Annotated in this window: 24 protein-coding genes and 1 pseudogene; 11 read left to right on the top strand and 14 right to left on the bottom strand. The window is 66.6% G+C overall.

Annotation, left to right across the window (positions count from 1 at the left end; genetic code table 11):
• The 3 genes and pseudogenes from ACFWYW_RS39570 to ACFWYW_RS39560 all read right to left on the bottom strand — a co-directional run.
• Positions 1-147 (bottom strand): sigma factor (locus tag ACFWYW_RS39570; protein WP_379641220.1); only part of this gene is annotated, 147 nt, incomplete at its 3' end.
• A 40-nt stretch (positions 148-187) separates the two neighbouring features.
• A pseudogene (locus ACFWYW_RS39565) lies at positions 188-538 on the bottom strand (transposase family protein); the annotation flags it as partial.
• Between the two features lie 416 nt (positions 539-954).
• A complete protein-coding gene (locus ACFWYW_RS39560; RefSeq protein ID WP_379616141.1) occupies positions 955-1512 on the bottom strand; it encodes a hypothetical protein in 558 nt (185 codons plus the stop codon).
• A 71-nt stretch (positions 1513-1583) separates the two neighbouring features.
• Between ACFWYW_RS39560 and ACFWYW_RS39555 the strand changes: the two genes are divergently transcribed.
• A complete protein-coding gene (locus tag ACFWYW_RS39555) occupies positions 1584-2513 on the top strand; it encodes a hypothetical protein (RefSeq protein WP_379616143.1) in 930 nt (309 codons plus the stop codon).
• Between the two features lie 445 nt (positions 2514-2958).
• Here the strand turns inward: ACFWYW_RS39555 and ACFWYW_RS39550 are convergent, their stop codons facing one another.
• Positions 2959-3534: a hypothetical protein gene (locus tag ACFWYW_RS39550; RefSeq protein ID WP_379616146.1), complete on the bottom strand. Its 576-nt coding sequence runs from the start codon at positions 3532-3534 to the stop codon at positions 2959-2961.
• 384 nt (positions 3535-3918) lie between these two features.
• Between ACFWYW_RS39550 and ACFWYW_RS39545 the strand changes: the two genes are divergently transcribed.
• The 4 genes from ACFWYW_RS39545 (at position 3919) to ACFWYW_RS39530 (ending at position 6173) form a co-directional block, all read left to right on the top strand.
• Positions 3919-4194 carry a hypothetical protein gene (locus tag ACFWYW_RS39545; protein ID WP_379616147.1) on the top strand — a complete coding sequence of 92 codons (276 nt, stop codon included), beginning with the start codon at positions 3919-3921 and terminating at the stop codon, positions 4192-4194.
• A 104-nt stretch (positions 4195-4298) separates the two neighbouring features.
• Positions 4299-4469, top strand: coding sequence for a tetratricopeptide repeat protein (locus ACFWYW_RS39540; protein ID WP_379641216.1), 171 nt, complete (start codon positions 4299-4301; stop codon positions 4467-4469).
• Between the two features lie 477 nt (positions 4470-4946).
• Positions 4947-5351 (top strand): hypothetical protein, encoded by a 405-nt coding sequence (locus tag ACFWYW_RS39535; RefSeq protein ID WP_379616151.1) that lies wholly within the window; start codon positions 4947-4949, stop codon positions 5349-5351.
• A 507-nt stretch (positions 5352-5858) separates the two neighbouring features.
• Complete coding sequence (locus ACFWYW_RS39530; RefSeq protein ID WP_379616153.1) at positions 5859-6173, top strand: hypothetical protein; 315 nt, start codon at positions 5859-5861, stop codon at positions 6171-6173.
• A 426-nt stretch (positions 6174-6599) separates the two neighbouring features.
• On the opposite strand, the gene ACFWYW_RS39525 is transcribed toward ACFWYW_RS39530, so the two are convergent.
• On the bottom strand, positions 6600-6803 hold the full coding sequence (locus tag ACFWYW_RS39525) for a hypothetical protein (RefSeq protein WP_379616155.1): 204 nt from the start codon (positions 6801-6803) through the stop codon (positions 6600-6602).
• Between the two features lie 512 nt (positions 6804-7315).
• On the bottom strand, positions 7316-7483 hold the full coding sequence (locus ACFWYW_RS39520) for a hypothetical protein (protein WP_379616157.1): 168 nt from the start codon (positions 7481-7483) through the stop codon (positions 7316-7318).
• Positions 7484-7648: 165 nt separating this feature from the next.
• Between ACFWYW_RS39520 and ACFWYW_RS39515 the strand changes: the two genes are divergently transcribed.
• The gene (locus ACFWYW_RS39515; protein WP_379616159.1) at positions 7649-8494 is read left to right on the top strand and encodes an alpha/beta fold hydrolase; all 846 of its coding nucleotides are present in this window, start codon (positions 7649-7651) and stop codon (positions 8492-8494) included.
• A 162-nt stretch (positions 8495-8656) separates the two neighbouring features.
• Here the strand turns inward: ACFWYW_RS39515 and ACFWYW_RS39510 are convergent, their stop codons facing one another.
• Positions 8657-8947, bottom strand: coding sequence for a hypothetical protein (locus ACFWYW_RS39510; protein WP_379616161.1), 291 nt, complete (start codon positions 8945-8947; stop codon positions 8657-8659).
• Positions 8948-9183: 236 nt separating this feature from the next.
• On the opposite strand from ACFWYW_RS39510, the gene ACFWYW_RS39505 reads away from it, so the two are divergent.
• Both ACFWYW_RS39505 and ACFWYW_RS39500 read left to right on the top strand, forming a co-directional pair.
• Positions 9184-9687, top strand: coding sequence for a DoxX family protein (locus ACFWYW_RS39505; RefSeq protein WP_379616163.1), 504 nt, complete (start codon positions 9184-9186; stop codon positions 9685-9687).
• 40 nt (positions 9688-9727) lie between these two features.
• Positions 9728-10048 carry a tetratricopeptide repeat protein gene (locus ACFWYW_RS39500; RefSeq protein ID WP_379616165.1) on the top strand — a complete coding sequence of 107 codons (321 nt, stop codon included), beginning with the start codon at positions 9728-9730 and terminating at the stop codon, positions 10046-10048.
• A gap of 236 nt (positions 10049-10284) precedes the next feature.
• On the opposite strand, the gene ACFWYW_RS39495 is transcribed toward ACFWYW_RS39500, so the two are convergent.
• The 7 genes from ACFWYW_RS39495 to ACFWYW_RS39465 form a co-directional block, all read right to left on the bottom strand.
• Complete coding sequence (locus ACFWYW_RS39495) at positions 10285-12804, bottom strand: excinuclease ABC subunit UvrA (RefSeq protein WP_379616167.1); 2520 nt, start codon at positions 12802-12804, stop codon at positions 10285-10287.
• A gap of 110 nt (positions 12805-12914) precedes the next feature.
• A complete protein-coding gene (locus tag ACFWYW_RS39490; protein ID WP_379616169.1) occupies positions 12915-13439 on the bottom strand; it encodes a pyridoxamine 5'-phosphate oxidase family protein in 525 nt (174 codons plus the stop codon).
• Between the two features lie 348 nt (positions 13440-13787).
• Positions 13788-15512, bottom strand: a complete 1725-nt coding sequence (locus ACFWYW_RS39485) for an ABC transporter ATP-binding protein (protein WP_379616171.1) — start codon at positions 15510-15512, stop codon at positions 13788-13790.
• Complete coding sequence (locus ACFWYW_RS39480; protein ID WP_379616173.1) at positions 15509-16816, bottom strand: lanthionine synthetase LanC family protein; 1308 nt, start codon at positions 16814-16816, stop codon at positions 15509-15511. The genes ACFWYW_RS39485 and ACFWYW_RS39480 overlap by 4 nt, the downstream gene beginning before the upstream one ends.
• Complete coding sequence (locus tag ACFWYW_RS39475; RefSeq protein ID WP_379616175.1) at positions 16813-17787, bottom strand: T3SS effector HopA1 family protein; 975 nt, start codon at positions 17785-17787, stop codon at positions 16813-16815. The genes ACFWYW_RS39480 and ACFWYW_RS39475 overlap by 4 nt, the downstream gene beginning before the upstream one ends.
• The gene (locus ACFWYW_RS39470; protein WP_379616177.1) at positions 17780-18925 is read right to left on the bottom strand and encodes a phosphotransferase family protein; all 1146 of its coding nucleotides are present in this window, start codon (positions 18923-18925) and stop codon (positions 17780-17782) included. The genes ACFWYW_RS39475 and ACFWYW_RS39470 overlap by 8 nt, the downstream gene beginning before the upstream one ends.
• 3 nt (positions 18926-18928) lie before the next feature.
• A complete protein-coding gene (locus tag ACFWYW_RS39465; protein ID WP_379616179.1) occupies positions 18929-19216 on the bottom strand; it encodes a hypothetical protein in 288 nt (95 codons plus the stop codon).
• An 882-nt stretch (positions 19217-20098) separates the two neighbouring features.
• On the opposite strand from ACFWYW_RS39465, the gene ACFWYW_RS39460 reads away from it, so the two are divergent.
• Genes ACFWYW_RS39460 through ACFWYW_RS39450 form a run of 3 tightly spaced genes read left to right on the top strand, consistent with a single transcriptional unit; the run spans position 20099 to position 22318 of the window.
• Complete coding sequence (locus ACFWYW_RS39460; RefSeq protein WP_379616182.1) at positions 20099-20827, top strand: hypothetical protein; 729 nt, start codon at positions 20099-20101, stop codon at positions 20825-20827.
• 16 nt (positions 20828-20843) lie between these two features.
• Positions 20844-21797 carry a hypothetical protein gene (locus ACFWYW_RS39455; RefSeq protein ID WP_379616184.1) on the top strand — a complete coding sequence of 318 codons (954 nt, stop codon included), beginning with the start codon at positions 20844-20846 and terminating at the stop codon, positions 21795-21797.
• Positions 21794-22318, top strand: a complete 525-nt coding sequence (locus ACFWYW_RS39450; protein WP_379616186.1) for a hypothetical protein — start codon at positions 21794-21796, stop codon at positions 22316-22318. Before ACFWYW_RS39455 ends, ACFWYW_RS39450 begins: the two co-directional genes overlap by 4 nt.
• The last annotated feature ends 170 nt before the right edge of the window (positions 22319-22488 follow it).

Raw genomic sequence — 22488 nt, 5'->3', positions numbered from 1 at the left:
GTGCCTGGCCAGGTCGTAGCGACCGCGCTGGTGGAAGGCGGCGAGAAAGGTCTCCGCCACCACGTCCTCGGCGACGTCGAGTCCGAGACGGCGGACGACGAATCTCTTGATCTCAGCCGCATGCCTGCGGAAGATCTCCCCGAACACCTCGGGCTCCTACCTGATGCTGGACGGCACTCTGATCCACATCGACCGGATCGCGGCCGACCGAGTGCAGCCCGCCCCGCTTGGCCTTGCGCAGTGCCTGGCCGAGCTTGGGCGAGCGCGAGGACAGTAGCATCACGGTCTCCTCCACATACCGCCACGCGGTCGCCGTCGAGACCCCGAATCCGGCCCCGAGCGCAGGGAACGTCTCTCCCTTGCGCAGGTAGGCCAGCACCAGCAGGGCCTGCTGTCCCGGGTGCAGCAGCCGCCAGGTCGATCCGATGGCCTTGCGGTGCCGGCGGATGAGGTCGGCGAGGTAGTTCAGGGTTGAGCGCGACAAATCGACGGCAGCACGATAGAAAGCATCCGAGGCCCCTGGTTGTGACGGATGGATTGTGGTGATCAACCCGTCTACCAGAGGTTTCGCCATGCCTCCAGGCGAACGCCACTCTCGCGATCATGCTGTGATCAGCAACTCGCCGTCCGGGGATGAAAACGGCTCACTGCTCCGCACACTGGCCACCTTTACTTGCCCCTCGATCCCGCCGTCTCGACGAGAAGAAAGGCCCCGGCCACCGGCCCACCAAGGGCTGCACCCCGGCGACCGTCGGGCCTTCGGCGTGCCCGGAACCGGACCATCACACCCAACACCATGATCAACATGGCCCCGAGGTTGCTCGATCATGATCGTGAAAGATCTGGGCCAGGTCCGCCACACCCGTGTTGACGATTACGTCGAGCACGCCCGTCTACCTTCGAGCGTTCTGAGAACTTGACACAACGTCCTGAAACTTCACGAACCAAAGATCGCTAGGTTGAGGCATTGCGGAAGATGTAGGTAATGAAGGCAAGGTGTATCAGCGATGATGCCACGAACAAGCCAAGCGTGATCTGGGCGGAGGTTTGCCAGGCCCGATGCGATTCGACGGACCGAGGTTCGAATCGACGGGTGACATCGTATTCCAACTCGAGGTGGTACCCGGGCGTTACAGCTTGTTCAGCGACGGTTCTCCACTCGGTCACACTCTTGACATCGCATTCCATCGGGTGAGTGTAGTAGCGGCTCTCGCGACTGCCTCCTGGTGACTCATGATGCTCGACATGTTCATCGATGGCGGCGATGGTGCAGGACGTGACGCCGCCTCGATGCTCGTATGACCAGTCGGTCACTGTCTGCCAGGCAAATATCGCGGTCAGCACAGCCGTCACCACCGCAACCGTAAAAAACCGCTCGAATGCGTCAGCGGCTTGAATGTCGCGCGGCTCGACTGCCATCGCAAAGACGGCTAACACCACAATGAGGGCGAGTATCCAAAAGGCGCCGCACACGACAGGCATAAGCCCTGACGGGAATCGTCGCTCGTACACAGGTCGCAGGCGATTCTCCTCGTGGTTAACTTCTTTGCAGGTAAAGCTGGCCCAGCGGACGGGAGCCCGTCGTGGATCGACCCAGCGGGTTCGGCCGAAGGACGCTTGCTCATCACATCGCAGCCGACGTCGACCGGGCGGCGCCGTTACTCGCGCGGATCTTGCTGATCCGCGCCATATGGAACATCCGCCACCATCGCGGCGAACATGGCCTGTGGGTGGCCGGCGACATGGTCGACGACTGTCGCAGCGAGCTTGAGCGGGCGAGTACGACCACACGGGATCTGGCTCGCGCGCTAGTCCCCGACCACGATGTCGACCGCGACCTCACAGCCGCAACAGACGCGGTGGACCGGCTGAGGGCGGCCACTCGCCGCGCAGGCAACGCGCACTCGGCCTTCAGCCTCGCCGCCGATCCCGACATCTGCCACGACGAACAGCGGATCGGTGACCTGGCGGCGCAGTGGCACGACGAACGGGACCACGCCGTCGATGCTGTCCAAGGCCTGCCCGACGACCTGGGGATCGGGGAGGTCGGATCGCGGCTGCTAGAGCGCGCTCTTGATCGTGTCTTCCGACGAAGCCTGTACTACGAAATCGGCCATCATATGTTCAGCCAGGCGCCGGAACGTGCATGGCGCCGCCGGGTTGCCGGCGTCCTGTGCAAGGCGGCACGCGTTAGGCCGGCCCGCTGCCAGGCTGCGGCCACCGGTGACCTGGCCAGCAAGATTCGCGACGGGCGGAAGGTGCTCGACAGCATGACGGCAAGGTCGTGGGCGCGCCACGCTGCAAGGCGTCTCGAAGGGATCGCGATCCCGGTGTTCACCGGGCAGCAACCGCTCACGGCTGTCAAAGCCACTGCGATTCGCCTGACGGCACTTTGCCTGGCCGACGAATTCGTGCCTGGTCGAAACTCCGCGCCCGACGATCCGTTCGGTGACATCATGATCAGGATCACCATGATGGAGCGAGAAGCCGCAACAGCCTCCTCCCAGCGCTGATGGAGGGAGGAAAGGACTCATCGACGCGAGAGTCCCGCCGTACCGGCCCGTTGCACACTTCCTACGGGGAGATCGCATGGGTGTCGCGGCCTACGCTCTCGCGGTCCATACCAAGCTCGGCGCGATCACTGAGATCCCCACCCCTTGTCAGCCGCGTGTGTACGATCGCTCGCCGTGGGGCGGATTGTCCCGCAACAAGGGACCTTTCCTTGAGGAGCTCTCTAGATTTCCGGTGATGTGCGCCAGAGACCGTAGGACACAAAGTTGGTTGTGCGACCCGTGGCCGGCGACTGAACGAAGGAGAAGTGTAAGAGTACGAACCGGCCCTCGCTTGTCAGGACGCAGTAAATGGAGCCGCCACCCCAGCGGGGCGCCGTGGTCTTCCATTGCTCCGGGCTCACCACAGCGCAATCGGCCAGCGTGGGAGAAGGGTAGCTCTCCCATTTCATGATCTTGGCACCGTTTGTCGTGGAGAACAGGGGAGAAAACAGCCGATGGCTCCGGAAGAGGTCGGTTCCGGGCCCGGCCCCGACAACAGGCCAGTGTCGAAATCCATGTTGTCGAATCGATTGCCCCATTCCAGGGTGAAGCGGGCCGCGGTGCTTACGGGTTGGGAGAGGCTGTCAAGCACGGCGACGGTAGTGACGCGCCCTGATGGGATGTCGATTGCGATCGGCACGTTTCGGTCCTGGTGGGTGCGCAGCTTTCCTCCAGAGACAACCACATTGATGGTGCCGGGGGCGGCGATCGCGTATTTGAGGGTACCTTTCGCGGTGTTCAAGGTGAGACTCCACCCGGTGCCCGAATCCTCGAGCTGTCGCACCGGCACGCTTTGGCTAGCCTTGACCGAAACCGAGCCATCGGCCGCCACCAGGAACCTCGCAATGCCGACGGTTCCCGAATCGCTCAACGCCTCCGTGGGAATGCCCAGCACCCCAAGAACATGCCCAGGGCTCGGATCTCCACACGCCGCTGGGAACACCACGACGATCGCCGCCGCGACCACCACGCGCCACCTCATCACATCATCATGCAATACAGAAGGCGCCCAGGGAGGGGCTCAGATTCCCAACGCAGTGATCATCGCGATCGTCCGACCTATCCACTTGCACAGGCCCAGACGATCACCAGATTTCCCCCCGGGCTGATGCGCATCGGGGCTCACGGGCAATTATCTCCGTCGCGAGTCCGCCCGCGCTTTCGCGGCGCGACGGCGGCGGTCATGACCCGACACCCGCCGAACTTCTGCCCCATGGTGGGGAGCAGGTCGGCGACGAATGTGGCGATGGAGTAGTACAGGCGATGGTATTCAACGGGTCGACCCGTTCGGCGATGGCCAGCTCCCACCTCGGTATGCGATTAGACGCTGACCACCTGTGCGCGGTCACTCAAGATGTTGATGTAGGTGACACGCTCATTGAGCACGAGCGGATGTGAAACGACCCCGCCGAGGGGTCTGGCGGGGGCGTGTCTACTGACCTTCATCCTGCTGCTGACCGCGCTGCTGCCCGACGCCGCCACCGCCGCCGTGACTAGAGCCGCACCTGCGGAGGGGCAGCTGCTGAGCGAGGCGATCGCCGAACTGCCCATGGCCGCCGAGCAGCGCGCCGGCTACGACCGCTCGCACTGGCGGCACTGGGTCGACGACGGCGCCGTTGAGCATCCGCTCAATCCTAGTTGAGCGGATGCTCAGACAAGAGTGATCAACACCGGAGAAACTACAGCTCAACACAGGTGGATGGATTTTTCGGCACCCACAAGGTCGGTGACCGGTACGGCGAAGGCATGGCGTTGAACAATCTCGGCATCGCGCTGACGGAGGTGCGGCGCTTCGAGGAGGCGATCACCGAGCACAAGCAGGCCACCGCCATCTTCCGGGAGGTGGATGATGATCACCTCCTGAGCATCGCCCAGAGGAACCTGGCGGAGGACCTGCGGCTACAGGAGGAAAGCTGAGCGCTCACCGGGCTCGGTCTCAGCCGCCGGTGCTGCCCGAGCTACCTGGGGTCACAGCCGATACCGTCCGCGCCGGGCATCGGATACTGGCCGGCGTGATCCGATGGACCGTGGTACGGCAGGCGTCGGCCCTGGGCCCGACGCCTGGGCACGGGAGCCTTGCGGAAGAGCAGTGACCACGCCGAACGGACCGCGATCGCCGCAACCGTGAGCAGCATCAGGGCTGCTATCGCCATCGAGACAGTCATCGGCCCCCTCCTCACCCTCTATTGATCAGATTAGCCAACCGTGAGGGCCGTGCCAGCCTGGTTGAGGTCCACCGGCAAGAAGGCTCCCGCCATGACCGCGCGTCGGTCACGGACACACATCGGCGTCGAATGCGTTGTGAATGCGTGTTGAATGCGGCTCCCGATACACAGGGGGGTGCGCTGGTCTTAGTCCGGCCCGCGCGCAGCCGCGACGCAAGGAGGGGACGCGATGAACGTAGCCGCAATGGTGCTCGCGGGAGGGATCACCGCCGCCACGATGGCGCCGACCAGCCCGCCGGCCGCAGCCGCCGAATACACCTGCGGCGGCGAGGTGTGTATCCGAGTTGTTTCCGATGAAAAGGCGGCCCTGAAGGATGCTCACGGATGCAATTTCAAGACCTGCGTCACGCTGACCGGTAATGCCTCCAAGTACTACATCACCGGCAGCGGCCACGGATTCTTCGGCCACGTCCACATCTGGGGGCCTGGCGTCAATCGGTACTCCGACATCAGAGCCAACCCGTCCATCACCACGCTCGGACGAGGCGCTGGCAAAGCATGCGCGGAGGGCTGGGACCTGCAGCAGCCGCCGACGGGACCGTCAGTCGGGCTTGCCTGCAAAGACGTTCGCTGAATCCACACAGTGAGGAGGAATCCATGCGCAAAACACACGTGGCCGGCTTCCGGAACCTAGCGGTGGCCATGATCATGCTCGCCGGGCTGGGCGCCGCCGCGATGCCGGCGCAGGCACGGGAAAGCGCATCAGCTCGGAACTCATCGTCCCGCCCGGCGAGTACCCAAACCGTCAACCGCCTTGGTTGTACGGCAACCCCGCCGGGTAGCGGATTCGTTCGCGTCCGCGCGTTCGTCGGCACCGACTCCTGCGGTCGATGCCAAGCCGCTGGATGGGACGGTATCCACGACGGAGCATGGCGCAAATTCACCTGTTGGACCACCGTCGCCGGCCCTGGCGAATGGCGCACCCACGAGTTGTGGGTGCGAGGATACTGACGCCGGAGGGCTAGCAGACCGGAAGGTCTCTACAAGTGTTGCTCCAGCGCAGACCTGCACCGGCAGCCCGGCGCACAGCAAAACCGTGCGCTGTGACTAACCGGGGCTCAGCGTAGAAGCAGCGGGCTTTGTGCAAGCGCCGTCCTACCGGGAGATCGCCATCAAGGCGGAGAAGGCGGTCGGCGCCAGCACCTTGTGCGAAGCGCTGGACTCCAACAAGCAGCCGCGGCTGCCCACGCTCAAGCTCGTGCAGGCCTTCATCCATGGATGCGGCGGCACCGAGGACGACCTGACCTCTTGGACCACGGCCTGGCGCTGTATCCGGATGAGTCGGACTGCCTCCAATGCCAGGCAGTTGCCCACCGGAGCCACCCCGCAGGAGCGTCCGGCCTGGTCGTCCGCGACCGACCAGGCCGTGGCCGAACTGCGTGACGTAGCCACGTAGCCTCCATTTTGCACACCACGCCCGACCGAGAAGGTGACAGCCGAAGATCCCCCGAGCCCGCTCCCGGTGACCCCACCGAGAAGAAGGTGGCTCACGGTGAGCTGGCCCAGCACGCCTGCGAGCCGGCGGGTGTTTCTCCGGGCGCGCACCCACGCACCGTAACCAGCAGGAGAATCGGGTGTTTGCCTCACCCAGCAGACCCCGACAGGGCCAGCCTGATCGCGGCCGAAATCGGGACCGCCTTCCTTACCGGGCCCGTCGCGCGCGGCCTCACCGGGCAATCCGCCCCCCTACCCCGGCGGACCGGTCGCAGATGACCATCGCTGAACGAGTGAAGGCGCTCAACGCCGCCCGCCACTCCCTCATCCAGTCGGCCACCGGCCTCGTGGTGATCGGCGGCGGCGCCTTCACCGCCCTGGGCCTCTGCTACAGCACCGTGGAGACCGCCCGCGAGACCACGAGAATCGCTCGGGAAGGCCACGTCACCGCCTCACCCAAGCTGTCGAGCAGCTCGGCTCGGACCAGCAGGACGTACGGCTCGGCGGCATCTACGCCCTCCAGCGCCTGGCATCCGACTCCCCACGCGACGCAGGCAAGATCCGCAACGTCCTGGCCGCGTTCGTACGCCATCACGACTTGTGCACACCCCAGCCCAGGCCAGCGAGACTTGCTCAACCCTGTGCCATCACCCCACCCAGCAACACGGCCAAGCTAGAGCCGACTGCCGATGTGCTGGCGGTGAAGGAACAGGTCCAGCGGTCTCGATCCGGAGCAGGCTGGCCGCCGAAGCTGATCAACTGCCAGCGCTCGCGCCACGTCCAGTGACAGGACCACGACACCTGCCCCTATTTCTGCTCCGAGGACGTCCGAACGCGGTAGAGCCACACTTCCAGCGACGCCTCGAACGGCAGGTCTTCCCGCCCGACAATGCGTGACCATGACTATGAGCGCATCCTGGCCATCGAACAACTCCGTCAGCACGGTGTTGTGCCGATCAAGGAGGATGTCGTACTCGGCGGGAGTATCCGCATACCGCTTCGACCCCGGAAGGCTGTGGAACCGGACCCAGCGCGAGGTGTAATACCGCTTCAGCTCATGACCGATCGGCGGGCAGTCCGGCCAACGCGCCTGCCAGCGAGCCGTCAACTCGACATGTCGCCACGTCGCCAGGCCAGCGTAGAGACACCGCCGGACAACGCCTTCTCGCGCTCGGCATCGATCTTGACGAGTACGCCGCGGCGCTCATCGACGCCATGCAAGTCGGCGGAGCCAGTGAGGCGAAGATCCGGGAGGCGGCGCTCGGCGTTCACGTCGAAGCGGCCATACCCCGGCGACGGCCCCTCGTACCTGTGCACGCCTTCGGGTGCGTCAACCCTCTGGCGTCAATAAAGATTGACGCCAAGATGACGTCAATATAAGTTGACGGCATGAATGTTGATCGCAGTGACATTGGCAGCCGCACCTCAAGGACTGTGTTGGTCGACATCGACGAGCGCAAGCTATGCGCGCAGGTCCGAGGCCGCGGCACCACCCTGGTTCTCGACTGCGGCGGCGCGGGGCAGGGCGTTGGCGGCGCTTGGGGAATGGAACTGGAAGCCAAGCAGGCCGAACTGACCACCCTGGTCACCTATGACCGAGCCGGCGCCGGCCGGTCCGACGGCCCGCAAGCACGCACCGTCGCCGATATGACCGACGATCTGCATCGGCTCCTGCGCAGCCTTGATCTTCCGCTGCCGGCCGTGTTCGCCGGATGGTCCTACGGGGGGCTGGTCATCCAGCTCTACGCGCTGCGCTACCCCGACGACATAGCAGGGCTGGTGTTCGTAGACCCCACTGTCAGCCAGACGCCACCCGGTTCAGCGCTGGTGCGCACGACGTCGTTCGCCCTCGCCGCGAAACTGCTTCGCCTGCGCGCGCTCATGCCCTCCAAGACCTCCCGGTCCATCCGTGAACTCGCCGGCACCCTGGCGGCCATGCCACACCACATGCGCGAGGTCGCCGATGCACTGGACCAGCGCACTCTGCCGCCCGTACCTATCCGAGTGATCACCGCCGGCAAACGCCCCCGAATGCCCCAGACCCAGCTTGCGCACCTGAACGCCAACCATCACAGGCTGGCCGCCCAATCTCCCCAAGGACGCCTCATCATCGCCGAACGCGCCACCCACCAGAGCCCCACGATCAACCCGAGATCATCATCCAGGCAGTCGAGGACGTTCTGCGACAGCTCGACGCCCCGCAGGCAGGGCACTGAACTCAGCCGGCAACATGACACCAGCCCGGGAAACGATCAACGTCGCGTGGGGAAGCGATCTTCGTGAGGCATGTTCCACACCAGCTCACATGCACTCGTGAACACCCCCGACAGCGGAGCTTGATTCGCCAACTCCAGCATCGACACCTGGCCGCAGCCCCTCGGCCACGACGGCCGGTGGGCTGGCTGATGTTTCTCCACCCCCCGTGAAGGTCAGTTCAGCCGTGCGTCACTCGATGACGTTGCCGACCCAGCGCAGCAGGGACGAGACCCCGCCCCATCCGGCGTAGACGCGCTGGCGTACCAGCCGCGGCCCGCGGCGGTTGGCGACGACGACCTCGCCGGCGAAAAGCACGCTGGCCTGCTCTTCCGGCCAGGCCGGCCGCGCGGCCGGCGCGCCGAGTTCGGCGCCGTCGAGGACTCGGCGGCCACCAAGGTGTAGTCCTCTACGACAGGTCAGCGCTCCGGCCGTACCCGTCCGGCAGAAAGACTTCGACCACGTGTCCGCCGTCTTCGCCATGAGATGAGCGCAGCCGGATTCGGGCGAACTACTCCCCGCGGAGTACGGGTCTCGTGCGCTCCGACGTGGCCGACGGCCTCCCCTGGGGAGAACCCCTTACGCCGGAAGGCTGGTACGGGCCGGCCCATCGTACGCGCGACGGCGTAGCCCAAGTGCGTCCGCCGGCCTGACGTTCTCCGGCGACGTTTTCGCGAGTCTGAACCCAGACGAAAACGGCATCCACCCGGGAGTACGAAATGACCGGAACCATCGAGAACATGATCGTCAAACTGACCGGCTGGCTGTCCCGCCACAGCATCGACGTGCTGCGCGTCAGCCTCGGCCTGGTCTTCGTGGCCTTCGGGACGCTCAAGTACTTCCCAGGAGTCAGCCCGGCGGAGGCCTTGTCAGTGGCCACACTGGAGAAGCTGTCCCTGGGAACGGTGTCGGGCTACGCGGCACAGTTCGTGATCGCCAGCATGGAGGTCTTCATCGGACTCACGCTGGTCACCGGCAAGCTGCTGAAGACCGGGCTGGTCGTGATGACCGGTGCCATGGCCGGGTTCTTCGCACCGTACGTCCTGTTCTTCACCGACCTGTTCCCCGGCGCGCCGACGCTGGAGGCGCAGTACATCTTCAAGGACATCGTCCTGGCCGCCGCCGCCATGGTGATCGGCGCCAGGGCGCTGGGCGCCCGCCTGATTCCGGCCCACGAGCGCCAGGCACCCGTCCACGAAATCCGCCAGCGCGTGGCGGCCTAAGCCGCCAAACCTCGGCGGCTACCTGTCCTGGCGGCGGCACTTGGAGGATCAGCTGGCTGTCGACTCCATCGCCCTGGCATGCATGCGGGAGGTCGGTGACCGGCGCCGCGAAGGCAAGGCCTTGAACAACCTCGGCCTTGCACTGCAGGAGATGCGGCGTCTTGAGGAGGCGATCGCCGCGCACGAGCAGGCCGCCACCATTTTCGAGGCCTTCGGTGATGACTACAACTGGGATATCGCCGTGGCCAACCTGGCCGATGATCGCCGCCTGCGTGATGGGGAGCGGGGCTGCCGGGAGCGTCAGGTGTCTGAAGGCTGCCGGGCTGTGCGGAGTTCTTGGAGGTCGGGGATGTGGTTGTAGAGGGTGCCCACGCTGACGCCGAGCAGTTGGCGATCGAGGTGACCGACCTGCGAGATCGCGAGCCGCCTTTAGGAGTTCGGCGTCGACCACGGTGAGGCGACCGCCAACGCGGCCGCCCGCCCGCGCGGCGGCGCGCACACCGACAGCGAGACCAAACCATCCCCGCAAACCCGGTAGGACCGGCGGGTTCATCCCACGCATGCCCGGCTCCCGGCAGCACGACGCGCGCCGCCCACTCAGCAGCGCGCGTCTTCTCGCACTTCCAGGAGCGGCAGGCCCGCCGCGTACCGCCGGAAGAAACCGGCGGTCGGAGTGTCCGTGGTGGCGACGGCGTCCGGGGTTCCCTCCGCGATCACCACGCCCCCGTCCGGACCGGCCCCCGGCCCCAGGTCGATCACCCAGTCCGCGGACGCGGCGACGGGGATGTCATGTTCGGCCACGACGACGGTGTTGCCCGAGTCGAGCAACACATCGAGCGCATCCACCACACGCTGGATGTCGGACGGGTGCAGACCCGAAACGGGTTCGTCGAGAACGACAAGGCCGGCCTTGCGGCCCGCGGCACCGCGTTGGATCGCGGACGCCAGCTTCAGCCGCTGCGCCTCGCCGCCGGACAACTCTGTGGCGCTCTGGCCGAGTTGGAGATAGCCAAGCCCGACCTGGTTCAAGGTTGCCAGGATTTCCGCGAGTTGCCGGGGCTCGGCGAACCGCTCCACAGCCTCGGCGACGGTCAGCTCCAGCACCTGATCGATAGCCAGCCCCTGATGCCTGATCTCCAATGCCTCAGGCTTGTAGCGCCGACCCTCGCACGCGTCGCAGACCACCCACACATCCGGTAGGAAGTGCATGTTGACGAGCTTGCGGCCATAACCGGTGCAGGTTTCGCATCGGCCACCACCCGCGGTGTTGAAGCTGAACCAGGAGGCATTGACCCCGCGCCCGCGCGCCACGTCAGTTTCGGCGAACAGCTTGCGGACAATGTCGAACGCCTTGCTGTAGGTGGCCGGGTTGGACCGCGGCGTGCGCCCGAGCGGTTGCTGATCGACGACGGCGACCCAATCGAACCCCTCCAGGCCGGTCACCTGGCGCACCGTGTCGGTCATCCGCCCGTTCAGGGCGGCCTCCACGCTCGCCGCGAGCGCGCCGAGCAGACTGCTCTTGCCGCTGCCGCTCACCCCGGTCAGGCACGTAAGCCGGCCAGCGGGAAATCGCACCAGGTTCGCGGTCACATTGTGCGCACGCAAGTCGTGCAGTTCCACCCAGCCGGTGTCCTCCCCGGCCGAACGGCGAATCCGGCGTAGCCGTGGCCCCTTGCCGGCCAGGTAGCGGCCGGTCAATGACGTCGGGTGGGCGGCCGCGTTGGCGGGAGGCCCCGACACCAGGACCTCACCGCCGAGGCGGCCCGCGCCGGGCCCCATGTCGATCACCCAGTCGGCCCGGGCGATCAGCTCAGGGTCGTGTTCGACCAGGAGCACCGTGTTACCGGCCTTACGCAGCTCCAGGGCGATGTCGAGCAGGTGCGCCTTGTCCGCCGGATGCAGCCCGGTGCCGGGCTCGTCCAGGACGAAGACGATGCCGCTCAGCTCGGTGCTGAGCTGCGCGGCGAGCCGGGTTCGCTGTATTTCACCTCCGGACAGCGTCGTCGCGCTCCGGGACAGCTGGAGATGCGCGAGGCCGAGCCGGTCAAGGATCGCGAGCCTTCGGCCCAGGTCCTGCAGCAGCGGCTCGCCGACCTCGCGCTGCCGGGCGCCCAGGTCGCCGGCCACCCGCTTGGCCCAGCTGCGTACCTTTCGTACGTCCACCTCGAGCAGGTCGGGGAAGGTCAGCCCGCCGAGCCGCACCGACCGGGCCACCTTGTCGTACCCGCTGCCGCCGCAGGTGCCGCACGGCCGCTTGCGCATGTACGGCAGGTAGCGCTGCTTGGCGCTGGAGGTCTGGGCGTTCACGAACACCCGCTCCACCTCGGCGAGCGCGCCCCGTAGCGGCTGGCTGGAGGTGTAGGTCACCTGGGCCGTCTCGTTTTTGTTCGTCATGTTGACGGTCGTCTCGATCTTCTCCTCACCTGTGCCGTACAGCACACAGTGGCGGAACTCCTCCGGCAGTGACTGCCATGGCCGGCCGAGGTCCACGCCGCGTTTCTCGGCGAGCGCCGGCACGAACACATGCTCCCCCGACCGCCATTTCGCGTACCAGGGCGAGGCCCCCTCGAAGAGCGGAAGCTCCGGGTGGGTGATGACCAGGTCCTCCTGCGCCTGCCATCGCCCGCCCACGCCGTGGCAGTCCGCACAACTCCCTTCCGGCGTGTCGCGGTCGAAATGAGCGGTCGTCAGATGCCCGTCCCCGCTCTCCGCCGCCGTGTCCGCGCCGATTCCCGGAAGGCGCGAGTACAGCAGCCCCAGGTGCCCGTCGATACCGGTCATTGTCGCGACCGTGGAGCGGGGGTTGCGGTTCAGGCGGCGCTGGTCGACCGCGAGCGTCGCGCCGAGTCCCAGGATGCGGTCGACCTTCGGGCGGTTGCGCTGGGTGATGTACTGCCGCACGAACGGCGAAAGCCCTTCCAGATACCGCAACTGCGCCTCATTGTGCAGGGTATCGATGGCCAGCGAGGTCTTGCCGCTGCCGCTCACTCCGGTGAAGGCGACAAGCCGCCCTTTGGGGATGCTCACCGACACGTCCCGCAGATTGTTGGTACGGGCCCCCACCACCTCGATGGTCTCGCCCTCGATACCCGCGACGTCCCGTACGAACGCAGTCAACCTTCGTCCATCCTCTCGCAAGACAACAGAACATGGGCAGGCAGACACCCATGCCGAACAAACCGATCACACCACCACGCGGCCGGTTTTGATGCGGCCCGTGCCGCAGATCAGGACCGCGGCACCGAAGTGAGCTTGTCGACGCCGGGAGCGTAGGCGGTCATCCAGTGCGGATGCAGCCGGTAGTAGACGACGTCGTTGTCCCAGTCGGAGAAGTCGCCGTAGAAATCCTTGAAATAGGCGAGCAGGTCCGGCCAGTCCTCGGCCGGCTCGCTGTCCTCAGGGCTGAGGATCTCCACCGTGCCGTGGGTGAACACGCCCAGGTCCTCACCGTGCATGTGCGCGACGCTGACGGCGGGGCGGGCGGCCAGGTGGCGGGCCTTGGCGGCGCCGCGCGCCGTGCCGAAGTGCCACTTGCCGTGCAGGAAGTGCCCATCCACACCGCTGATCCGCGGCTCGCCCTTCGCCGTCACGGTGGACAGGGCGAGGGTGCACATTCCGGTCAGGATCCGGGTGAGCTGCTCCGCGGTCAGGGTGTTCTCGGTGACGATCGAGCGGAGGTGCGAGGTGGAGCGGGAAAGGGAGGCTTCGAGGAGAGCCTGAAGCTCCTTGAGCTCCTCGGGGGTTTCGCGCATCGAGGTCCTTGTCTATCTGTGAGCTGACCGGTGAACCGATGATCGCTCTAAAACCCGACGCCTTGTGTCATGTTTTTTTGGACGTCCTGCGAAACCGCCGGGGCGCGCATCTCAAGACCGGTTCACTTGGCGAAGGCGGCCGGGCGATGCGACTGGTCCGCTGGTTCTGCTCGGAGCCTTTGGCGTCGGTGGAGCTAACCGACTAGTTAGGGCGCTCCATTTCGTTCCGTCGCGGAACCGGTACCGCCCGGTGCCGTAGCCGGGGTGCTCCTGCGGAGCGAGAGTGGCGCCGGGGGCCTGCGACGGCTGGCGTGACCGCCCTGGTGACCTGAGCGGGCGGCGCGCCGGTTAGGTGACGAAGGCGGTGTATCGGCCGTTGTGGCCGAGGAGGCTGGCGTGCGTGCCGGTCTCCACGACCCGGCCGTGGTCCAGTACGACGATCTGGTCGGCGTTCCGGACCGTGGACAGCCGGTGTGCGATGGTGATCGTGGTCCGGCCTTGGGTGAGCAGGTCGAACGCCTCCTGTACCGCGCGCTCGGTCGCGGTGTCCAGCGCGCTGGTGGCCTCGTCCAGGACGAGCACGCGCGGGTCGCGCAGCAGCGTGCGGGCGATCGCGATCCGCTGCCGCTCGCCGCCGGAGAAGCGGTGCCCGCGGGACCCGACCACGGTGTCGTAGCCGTCCGGCAAGCCGGTGATCAGATCGTGGATCTGGGCGGCGGTGGCGGCCGCCTCGATCTCGGCGTCGGTCGCCGACGGCCGTGCGGACCGGAGGTTGTCGCGTACGGTGCCGTGCAGCAGGTAGGTCTCCTGGCTGACCATGCCGACGGTCGCGGCGAGGTCGGCGAGCGTGAGGTCGCGCAGGTCGATGCCGTCGAGGGTGACCCGGCCGCCGGTGGGGTCGCGCAGCCGCGGTACGAGTGATGCCAGCGTGCTCTTGCCGGCACCGGTCTCGCCGACCACGGCCAGCGTCGTCCCAGTGGGTACGTCAATGGTCACGCCGGCGACCGCGGCCGGGCCGCCACCGGGGTAAGCGACGGTGACGTCCTCGAAGCGTAGATGGCCGGTGACGGTGGCCGGGTCGATCCGTACGGGGTCGGCTGGGTCGTCGATCTCGACCGGTAGGTCCAAGTACTCGAAGACGCGGCCGAAAAGGGCCAGCGAGCCGCTCACCATGGCGCCGGTGTTCAGCAGGCCCATCATCGGCTGGAGCAGCGCCGACTGCAGGCCGGTGAACGCGACCACCGTGCCGATGGTGGTCGTTTCGGCATAGCCGGCGCCGACGTAGATCATGGCCGGGATCGCGGAGAACAGGACGTTCAGCGCCACCATCCGCCACCGGCCGGTGAGCTGGGCGCGGAGCTCGAGGTCGACCAGGCGGGTGGAGATCTCGGTGAACCGGGCGACCTGGCCGGGCCCGGTGCCGAGCGTCTTGATCAGTTGGATGCCGTTGACCGAAAGGCTCTCCTCAACCGTGACGGTGAGATCTTCGTACTCGAGCTGCCGCCGGCTGAGTATTCTCCGGCGCAGCGCGGCGACGTGCCGGGTGACCAGCACCGCCGGTGTCGTCACCACGAGTGAGATGAGCATGAGCCGCCAGGACAACGCGGCCATCGCCACGGCAACGGCGACGGCCGTCGTGAGCTGCGACGCGGCCGAGGAGACGGCCGAGATGATCACGTTCTGCAGGCCTCCGACATCGTTGGCGATCCGCGAGTGCACCTCCCCGGCCCGGGTCCGGGTGAAGAACGCGAGCGACTGCCGCTGCAGGTGGGCGAACACCTCAGTCCGCAGCCGGTGCATGATCCGCAAGCCGACCCGGGAACTGATCCAGCCCTGCACCATGCTCAGCACGGCGACCAGCGCCGCCACCGCGACGAGACCGGCACCGAGCTGGTAGAGCAGAGCAAGGTCGCGCCGTGGCAACGCGGTGTCGATGACCGCCCGCACCAGGAACGGTGACACCGTCCCCACCACGGACGTGGCAACGGTGACCGTCAGCATCAGGACCAGCGCCGGCCAGTGCGGCGCGAACAGCCCGCCCAGCCGGTGCAGCGGCACCCTGTGCTCGGTCACCGACCCCACCGCACGGGCAGCAGCAGGGACGGGATCTGCGGCGCCGCCAGCCGGAGGTAGAAGTAGCCGATCCCGGCCAGGCCGAGCATCAGGTTCGGGCTCTCCTCACTGTGGGTTCCGCACGGCCAGGTGCCGGTACTCGCGTTCCGCTCCAGCCCGTGGTCGGCGACGAGCGATGGGATATCGCGGCCACCGGCCTCGGCGCCGAGGATCACGCCCGCCTGCTGGAAGGACTCCGCGTTGCCGGGGAGCCCGTGACAGAGCGAGTAGTCGGCGCCGCCGCCTTCCAACAGCCGGCGCGTCACCCGCTCGGTGGTGGCGAGCGCCGTGGTCGCGTCCTGCCGCCACCGCGGCTCGCCGAGCTGCTCGTAGGCGTGCAGGCGGGACAGCGCGATGCCCGGGGCTCCGGTACACCACAGCGGGGTGTACACGCGGGCCCGGCCGGCGTCGGTGTGGCTCCGGAAGTCCGGCCAGTCGCCTTCTTCGACGCTCAGCCAGCGGTTCTCATAGCGCATCGCGTTACGGGCGGCCGTCGCGAACAGTTCCTCACCGGTCAGCCGGTATGCCTCGATCAGCGCGATGGCCACTCCCGCCGTGCCGTGCGAGAGTCCGGTGAGATCACGCTGAGCGGATATCCGGAATGAATGCCAGGACCAGCCGGTGCGGGTCTTGCGGGCGGTTCGTAGCAGCCAGCCGGCGGCCGTTGCCGCCGCCTCTGCCAGCGCGTCCTCGCCGGTGTAGCGATGTCCCAGGACAAGCGCCAAGACGGTGCCGGCCATACCCGACATGAGATCGAACTCCGGCCGGCCCGGCGACTCGACGTCCTGCCCGTCGACCGCCTCGACGAGCCGGCAGACCTCACGCAGCAGGCCGGTCCCGGCGTCGACGAACTCCGCGGCGTCCAGCAGCAGCCCGGTGCGAAGCGCGGCCACCCCCATTCCGGACCAGCCGGTGTAGAAGGCCACGCGCATGTGGGGATCGAGCTCCTCGCGCCGGGAGAACGCATGCCGCATCGCCGCCAGCGCCGTCGGCCGGAACTCGTCCTGGCCAGTGGTTGTGCACAGCTGGGCGAGGAACAGTGCGACGCCGCTGCTGCCGGCGTACAGGTTCGGGCCGAGCGCTCGGTAGGTCAACGCGAGCCTCGCGCCGTTCCGGTTCCGCAGATCCAGCGGTTCGGCGCCGACCCAGTTGCAGCGGTCCCCCGACCAGATGGCTTCGGCCACCAGCCGGGCGCCGATTCCCACCGCAGCCGACAGCTGCCGGTCCGCGGTGCCGGCGGCGGGGCTGTAGCCGGGCGCGGTCATGAGACGCCAACCAGGTCGGGACTCAGGTGCGCGGCGTCCAGATCGATGCGGGCTTCGGCAAAGCGTTCTTCCACGGCGGCCAGTACGGTCGCGTCGTCGGCCCATCCCGATTCGTGCGACCGCACCAGTGCCTCGGCGAGCAGCCGGCAGCGGTGCTCCCCAAAGCTTCTCCCTGTTCCCGGGTCTTCGGCGAAACCCAGACCAGGGGCCAGCTGGGCGGTGAACACCGGCGTACGCGGGGAGAGGAAGCCGGCGATCTCGGCGTGCAGGGCGAGCATCAGATCGGCCAGCGCGGGATAGTCGTCGCGGGGCAGATAGATGACTCCCGCGTCGCACCGGATGAAGGTGCTCGGGTCGTTCGGCACCTTGAGGTTGAACGCCGCCGCCGCGGAGTTGAGCAGCCGAGTCGCGGCCGCGACGAACGGGGCGGCCCCGTCCGGGCGCAAATTCCAGTACAGGCGTACGGGCCGTCGGCTGTCCATCGGGCGGTCGCCGCAGGCCAGGTAGAAACCGGGAGAGACCCAGAAAAGCTCCTTGGGCAGCCGTAGCGCAGCCCACTCGCCGGCGGCCGGTGCCGTCAGGCTCAGCTCGTCCGCCATGACGGTCAGTTCCAGCCCGTTCTTGACGACCATCACTCCGTACTCGTCGGTTCCCCGCACCTGCCAGCCGCCGTCCAGATGTCCCTGCCCGCAGTTCGCCGCCGACAGCGCGGCCTCGAAATCGTGCCGGCTCGATGACAGCCTGTTGACATGCCATCGCGTACGCTCGGCTCGGCCTTGTCGGTAGAAGTCGGCGTACAACCGGCTGGACAACTGGTCCACGAGATAGTCCCGGGTCGCGCGCGAGCTGAGCGTACGGGCGGCGCGGGCAGCCGGCCGCGCAGACATCACGCCGAACCACGAGTAGCACGCCGGCGGGTAGATGCGGGTGGCGGCAATGGCCTCGGCCACGAGCGCGCGGGTGTCACTCATCACTTCCCTCTCGCGGAGACAGGCCAAGCAGATGCTCGGCCGCTTCTTCGGGCCGGGCCAGCACGTTCTCGGCCAGTTGGGTGAGGCAGACCACCACCGTGGACACGCGGGACAGGGGCTTGGTCCGCTCGCACGCGGTCTGCAACAGCCGTGCGCCCGCGTAACGGACGCTGCGGATCAGTGCCGCATCCGCCGTCGCGGCGTCCCACCCGCGGGCGCGCACGTAGGTCGCCCAGAACGCCCGCATCGCATTGTGCATGCGCCCCAGCGGGAAACGAGCCTGGTCGAGGTAGTGGTCGGGTTGCTCGCTGCCGGTCAGCGGGAACGAGATCAGCCAGTGGTGCAGGTAGGAGGAGAAGATCGAACCGGTGTCCCAGCAGGCATCGCCGAGGTTGCCGAGCTCCCAGTCGACGAGCGCCAGCCGGGTATGCCGGCCGGAGGTACCGGCCGCGAGGACCACACAGTTCTCCAGCTTGAGGTCGTGGTGGATGAAGGCATCGGTCCGCCAGCCGGCGCGTAGCTGCGCGAGCGCCGCCCGCAGCTCCGGAGACGACTGCACGATCCGCACCAGCCCGATGCCCGCGTTGCTCATCTGGCGATAGAACGCCGTTCCCGGCCGGTCCAGCCGCAGCGCCCAGGGCAGGTAGCCGGGAAACTCCGACGGTCGTTCCCGCGCCGGGCCGGTGGCATGTTCGTGCAGATCGGCGAGTGCGGCCCCGAGCCGGGTTCCGAGGGTGACCGGAAAACGCCGCGTACGGGCATGGTGGGTGAGGAGGTCGGATGCGTCCGGGAACAGTTCCAGGACGAGCACGCCGTGGTCTGCGTCGAACCCCAGGCAGCGTGGCACCGGCACCGAAGCTCCGCTGGAAGGATGTCGCCGGGGAAGCGAGTCGAGCAGCGCATACACCGCTGCCTCGTGTGCGGTCGTTCCCGGCCCGGTCCAGCCGGTGACCGGCTGGACCGGATCGGACCTACCCTGCTTGATGAACAGCCCGACCGCCGGGTCGGCACGCACAATGACGTTGCTATGACGGCTGGACGCATCGACCATGCCGAGACCGCCGTCAACTACCGCGTCCGGGTGAACATGCTGCCGATCCAGCAGATAGCCGGTCAGCTCCGATAGGCCGAGGACCATGGGTTAGCAGCCGAAGGTATTGCTGCATACCTGGAGGTCGGTCGCGCAGCCGAAGTCGGTCGGAAGCGCGGTGGTGTGGCAACCGTCGGTCTCGATCCGGCAGGCCGGAACGTGCATGTTGTTTGTGCACGTGACGGCTTCCGAAAAGGCCGCTTGTAGAAGATATGGCCGGCCGTGCTCGACGAATGGGGTGACGTCAGCCGATTGAAGGTGTCTGGCGACAATGCCGCCCTGCAGGAAAGAAGCTTGTGGGTTCGAGGCGAACCCGCTACTGCCGAACTGACTACGCATACCGCTCCTTCGATGACGGCGGCGATCGATTCACCGCCTCCTGTGCGTGGCCGGGCTCACTGGAGAAGGCCCTGAGCCTTTCACTGGTTAGGCGTTCCATTGCGTTCCATCGCGTTCCATCGCTGAACCGGTACCGCCTGAAACGCCTCTGATGTGGCGCTGAAACCTCGATTAACCGGTTGCGGGCGCCGCGCCGGCGCCACCGAACAAGCCGAAGTCGTCGACCGCATCTTCATCTAGCCCCGCACCGTTCTACGGCGCGCTGGCGATCACCGCCACACATTCCACGCTCTGCCCGGTTCCGTATTCCGGCCAGTGATCCTCTACGGCGATATTCCTCACGCATTGACCGTAACGGCCGCTCCCCACCCCTCGTCAGATGCTTCGCCGACCTGCGGCTCTGCACCCGACCCTGGGGACCAGACCGAGCCGCCGCCCTGCACACGCCGCGGCGGCGGAGCGGATTGCCTTCGCCGGGCGGGTGACGGCCGGGCCGGTGGCGATGCCGCCCAGGAGGCCGCTCGGCAGACGGCAGCCATGGGGGCCCATAGAGGGCGTGTCCCTCTCAAGTGCGGATTGTAGAAGAAATGTATAAGAAATATAGAGGAGTACGACCGGGGCGCCAGATCCTCAAATTTTCAAAGGTCTTATCCAAACCCTTCCTGGCAAACGCGTACTCGCCGGCTGTCCAGCGGGCCGACACATAACGTCTCGATAACATCCATATCGCTTCGGCTTGACCGCAATCAAAGTCCGACGTGTACTCAAGCGCGGATTGCTCAAAGGCTAACCGCTCAATCTCATTCACCTCCAGCCCTCCGGACAGGCGGGAACATGATCAGATTATCGCCATCCCACTTAGGCGCGCCAAGACGAGGATGGGTGCTGGCCGCCCTGGCCGTTCTCACCATCCCTGTGGTTGCCACTGCTGCTCAGGCGCACGATGACGCTGACACGCCCATCCTTGGCATCGTGCGTGCGAACGACCACTTCAGTCCTTCCGGCCCCAACGATCAGCGATACAACGGCCACAAGGTGTTCCTTTCCTCGCCTCGGCACAATGACTCCGGCGACCGTGGAGAATGCCGAAATCCAGGCTACGAGGAAAACGTCAACGGGCGTCAGTTCAACTGGCGAGCGGCTAACGGAAACTTCATCGGAAGGGCCTATCGACCGACGTATTCCACGCGCAACCTGCACGGTCGCGGCTACCAAGTGGCCGTCAGCAAGAACACACGCGACAACGGGCATCTCAATAATCGGACCCGGTCGCGCAACTGGGGATCCGACGTTCACATCATCACCCACACCAACGCCACCACCGGCTGCAACGCCTCGGCGTCATATCTGCTGACGATGTACCAGCACACCAACGATCGCGGACTCGCGACCGCCCTTGGCCGGGCCCTGGACCCCGCCGTGCCCTCCAACTTCCGCCAGTCCAGGCGACCCGACCTGGCCGAGCTCAGGACCAACGCGCCCCGCGGCGACGCCTACGTCGAGCTGCAGTTCCACGACAATCAGACGACGCAGAAGTGGATCCACAGCGAGAGCGTGTTCGCCGCCTGGCGCTACGGCATCGGGGTCGACCGCCACCTGAATTATCCTTGAGCCAGGGAGCCTTGAAATGATCAAGTTATCGGCAAAGCCGGCCTCGATCGTCGCAGGTGTCCTGCTCACGGTCACCGCGGTGCTCTCCTTCAGCATCGTGTCTCGAGGAGCAGCGAGCACCGTGCCTCAGGCAGGATCACCTCTCGACGACATTCCCGGCCTGGGAGTCTCCGACGCGGCAGCGCAGCGAGATGAGATCATCTCCTTCTGGGAGGCATGGAAGCGCGATACGAGCACCCAGAGATGCATGGCCGCAGCCGGGCTGGAGTGGCGCCCGGAAACCCTCTACATCGAAAAGTCCGTTCTCGGCGTGGCGAACGCGCTCGGAGTGCAGCCAACGCCCGGCTCGCTGCTCGGACAGGACCCCGAGCAGTACAACGAGGCGCTTGCCACCGGGCTGAAGGCCGAGAAGAAGGACACGTACTACCAGACTCTGTTCGGAGAGTCGGCGGAGGCGATCGCCTACTTCGAAGCCAACGACGGCGCAATCCCGCTGGGAAGCGATCCGGAAGCTTTCGCCCAGCACGGCTGCAAAGGCGACGCCGACAGGAGCGTCGGCAGCATCTGGAGCCTCAAGGCAGCACTGGCCGATCCGATCGACCGGCTCCGAGCCTCCGCGCGCGAAACGGATGCGTTCAAGCAGGGCGTGAGCGTCTACCAGCAGTGCCTGGCGAGCAAGGGCATCAACGCCACCGGCCCGGCCGACCTGGACATCCAGGCGGAGAACGCGACCACCGATACCGATGTACTCCACCAAGCCGCCACCACCTGCGACCCGCTCTGGCAGCAGGCCAACGATGCGGGCGTCGCCACGCTGACCGACCAGTTCCGCAAGGAGCACGCAACACCCATCGCATCCCAGCAAGCGAAATATGCCGGCACGCTGGACGCGATCCGCGCGGATAAGGCCTTCCACGTGTATCTCGCCGAGGCCGCCGGTCAGGCGCGCGCGAAACTGAGCGGTGGATGAGTCCTTTCCTGCTCACCCTTCGGCTCGTGCCGGCCGCGCTGATCCTTGCCGCCTGTGCGCCAAACGATGATCGCGGACAGGAGACGCGGACTCCGCCGACACGAGCCGTACCCAGCACGGCCAGCACCTCGCCACCGCCACCGCCCAGCGATGGCTACAACGAGTTCGAGGTTGCCCTCATGACGCTGCTACGCGATCTGGGCGTCCGCTCTCCCGGAGTCTTCGAGCACGGCTTCCAGGAGGCCTGGATCTCCGGCGAATGGAAGAACCGGCGCATCCTCGTCCACCAATACACCAAGCCCGCCAAACGGGGCACGCCCGGTCCCGTCATCGACGAGGGCAAAATCGGCGGCGTGCCCATACAGATCGTCCACACCAAGCCATTCGGCCCTCTGATCCGCTTCAGATGCAAGGGCCTCGGCTACGACGTCACCAGCCTGTCTGCCGACCTGAAACCAGGCTCCGGGCACCGAAGAGTCGCCGAATCGTTTGCCCGCACCCTCGTTCCCAAGGTCTGTTGAGCAGATCTCACCGGGCATGCGGCAGGTGGGAGTGCGGTCACAGCCATCGACGTCAAGACCCGCATGCCCGCCAGTCGCTCCAACCGCTACGCCATCAGTGCAACTGCCTGGTAAGCAGGCCTGGACGTCCTGGCGCCCTACAGTCCGATCGGCCCATGAGCAGCAACCAA

Origin of the sequence: Nonomuraea sp. NPDC059023, assembly GCF_042740095.1 — a bacterium.
GTDB lineage: Bacteria > Actinomycetota > Actinomycetes > Streptosporangiales > Streptosporangiaceae > Nonomuraea.
Note: the sequence above shows the minus strand (reverse complement) of the source record. Positions and strands in the feature narration are given on the sequence as shown.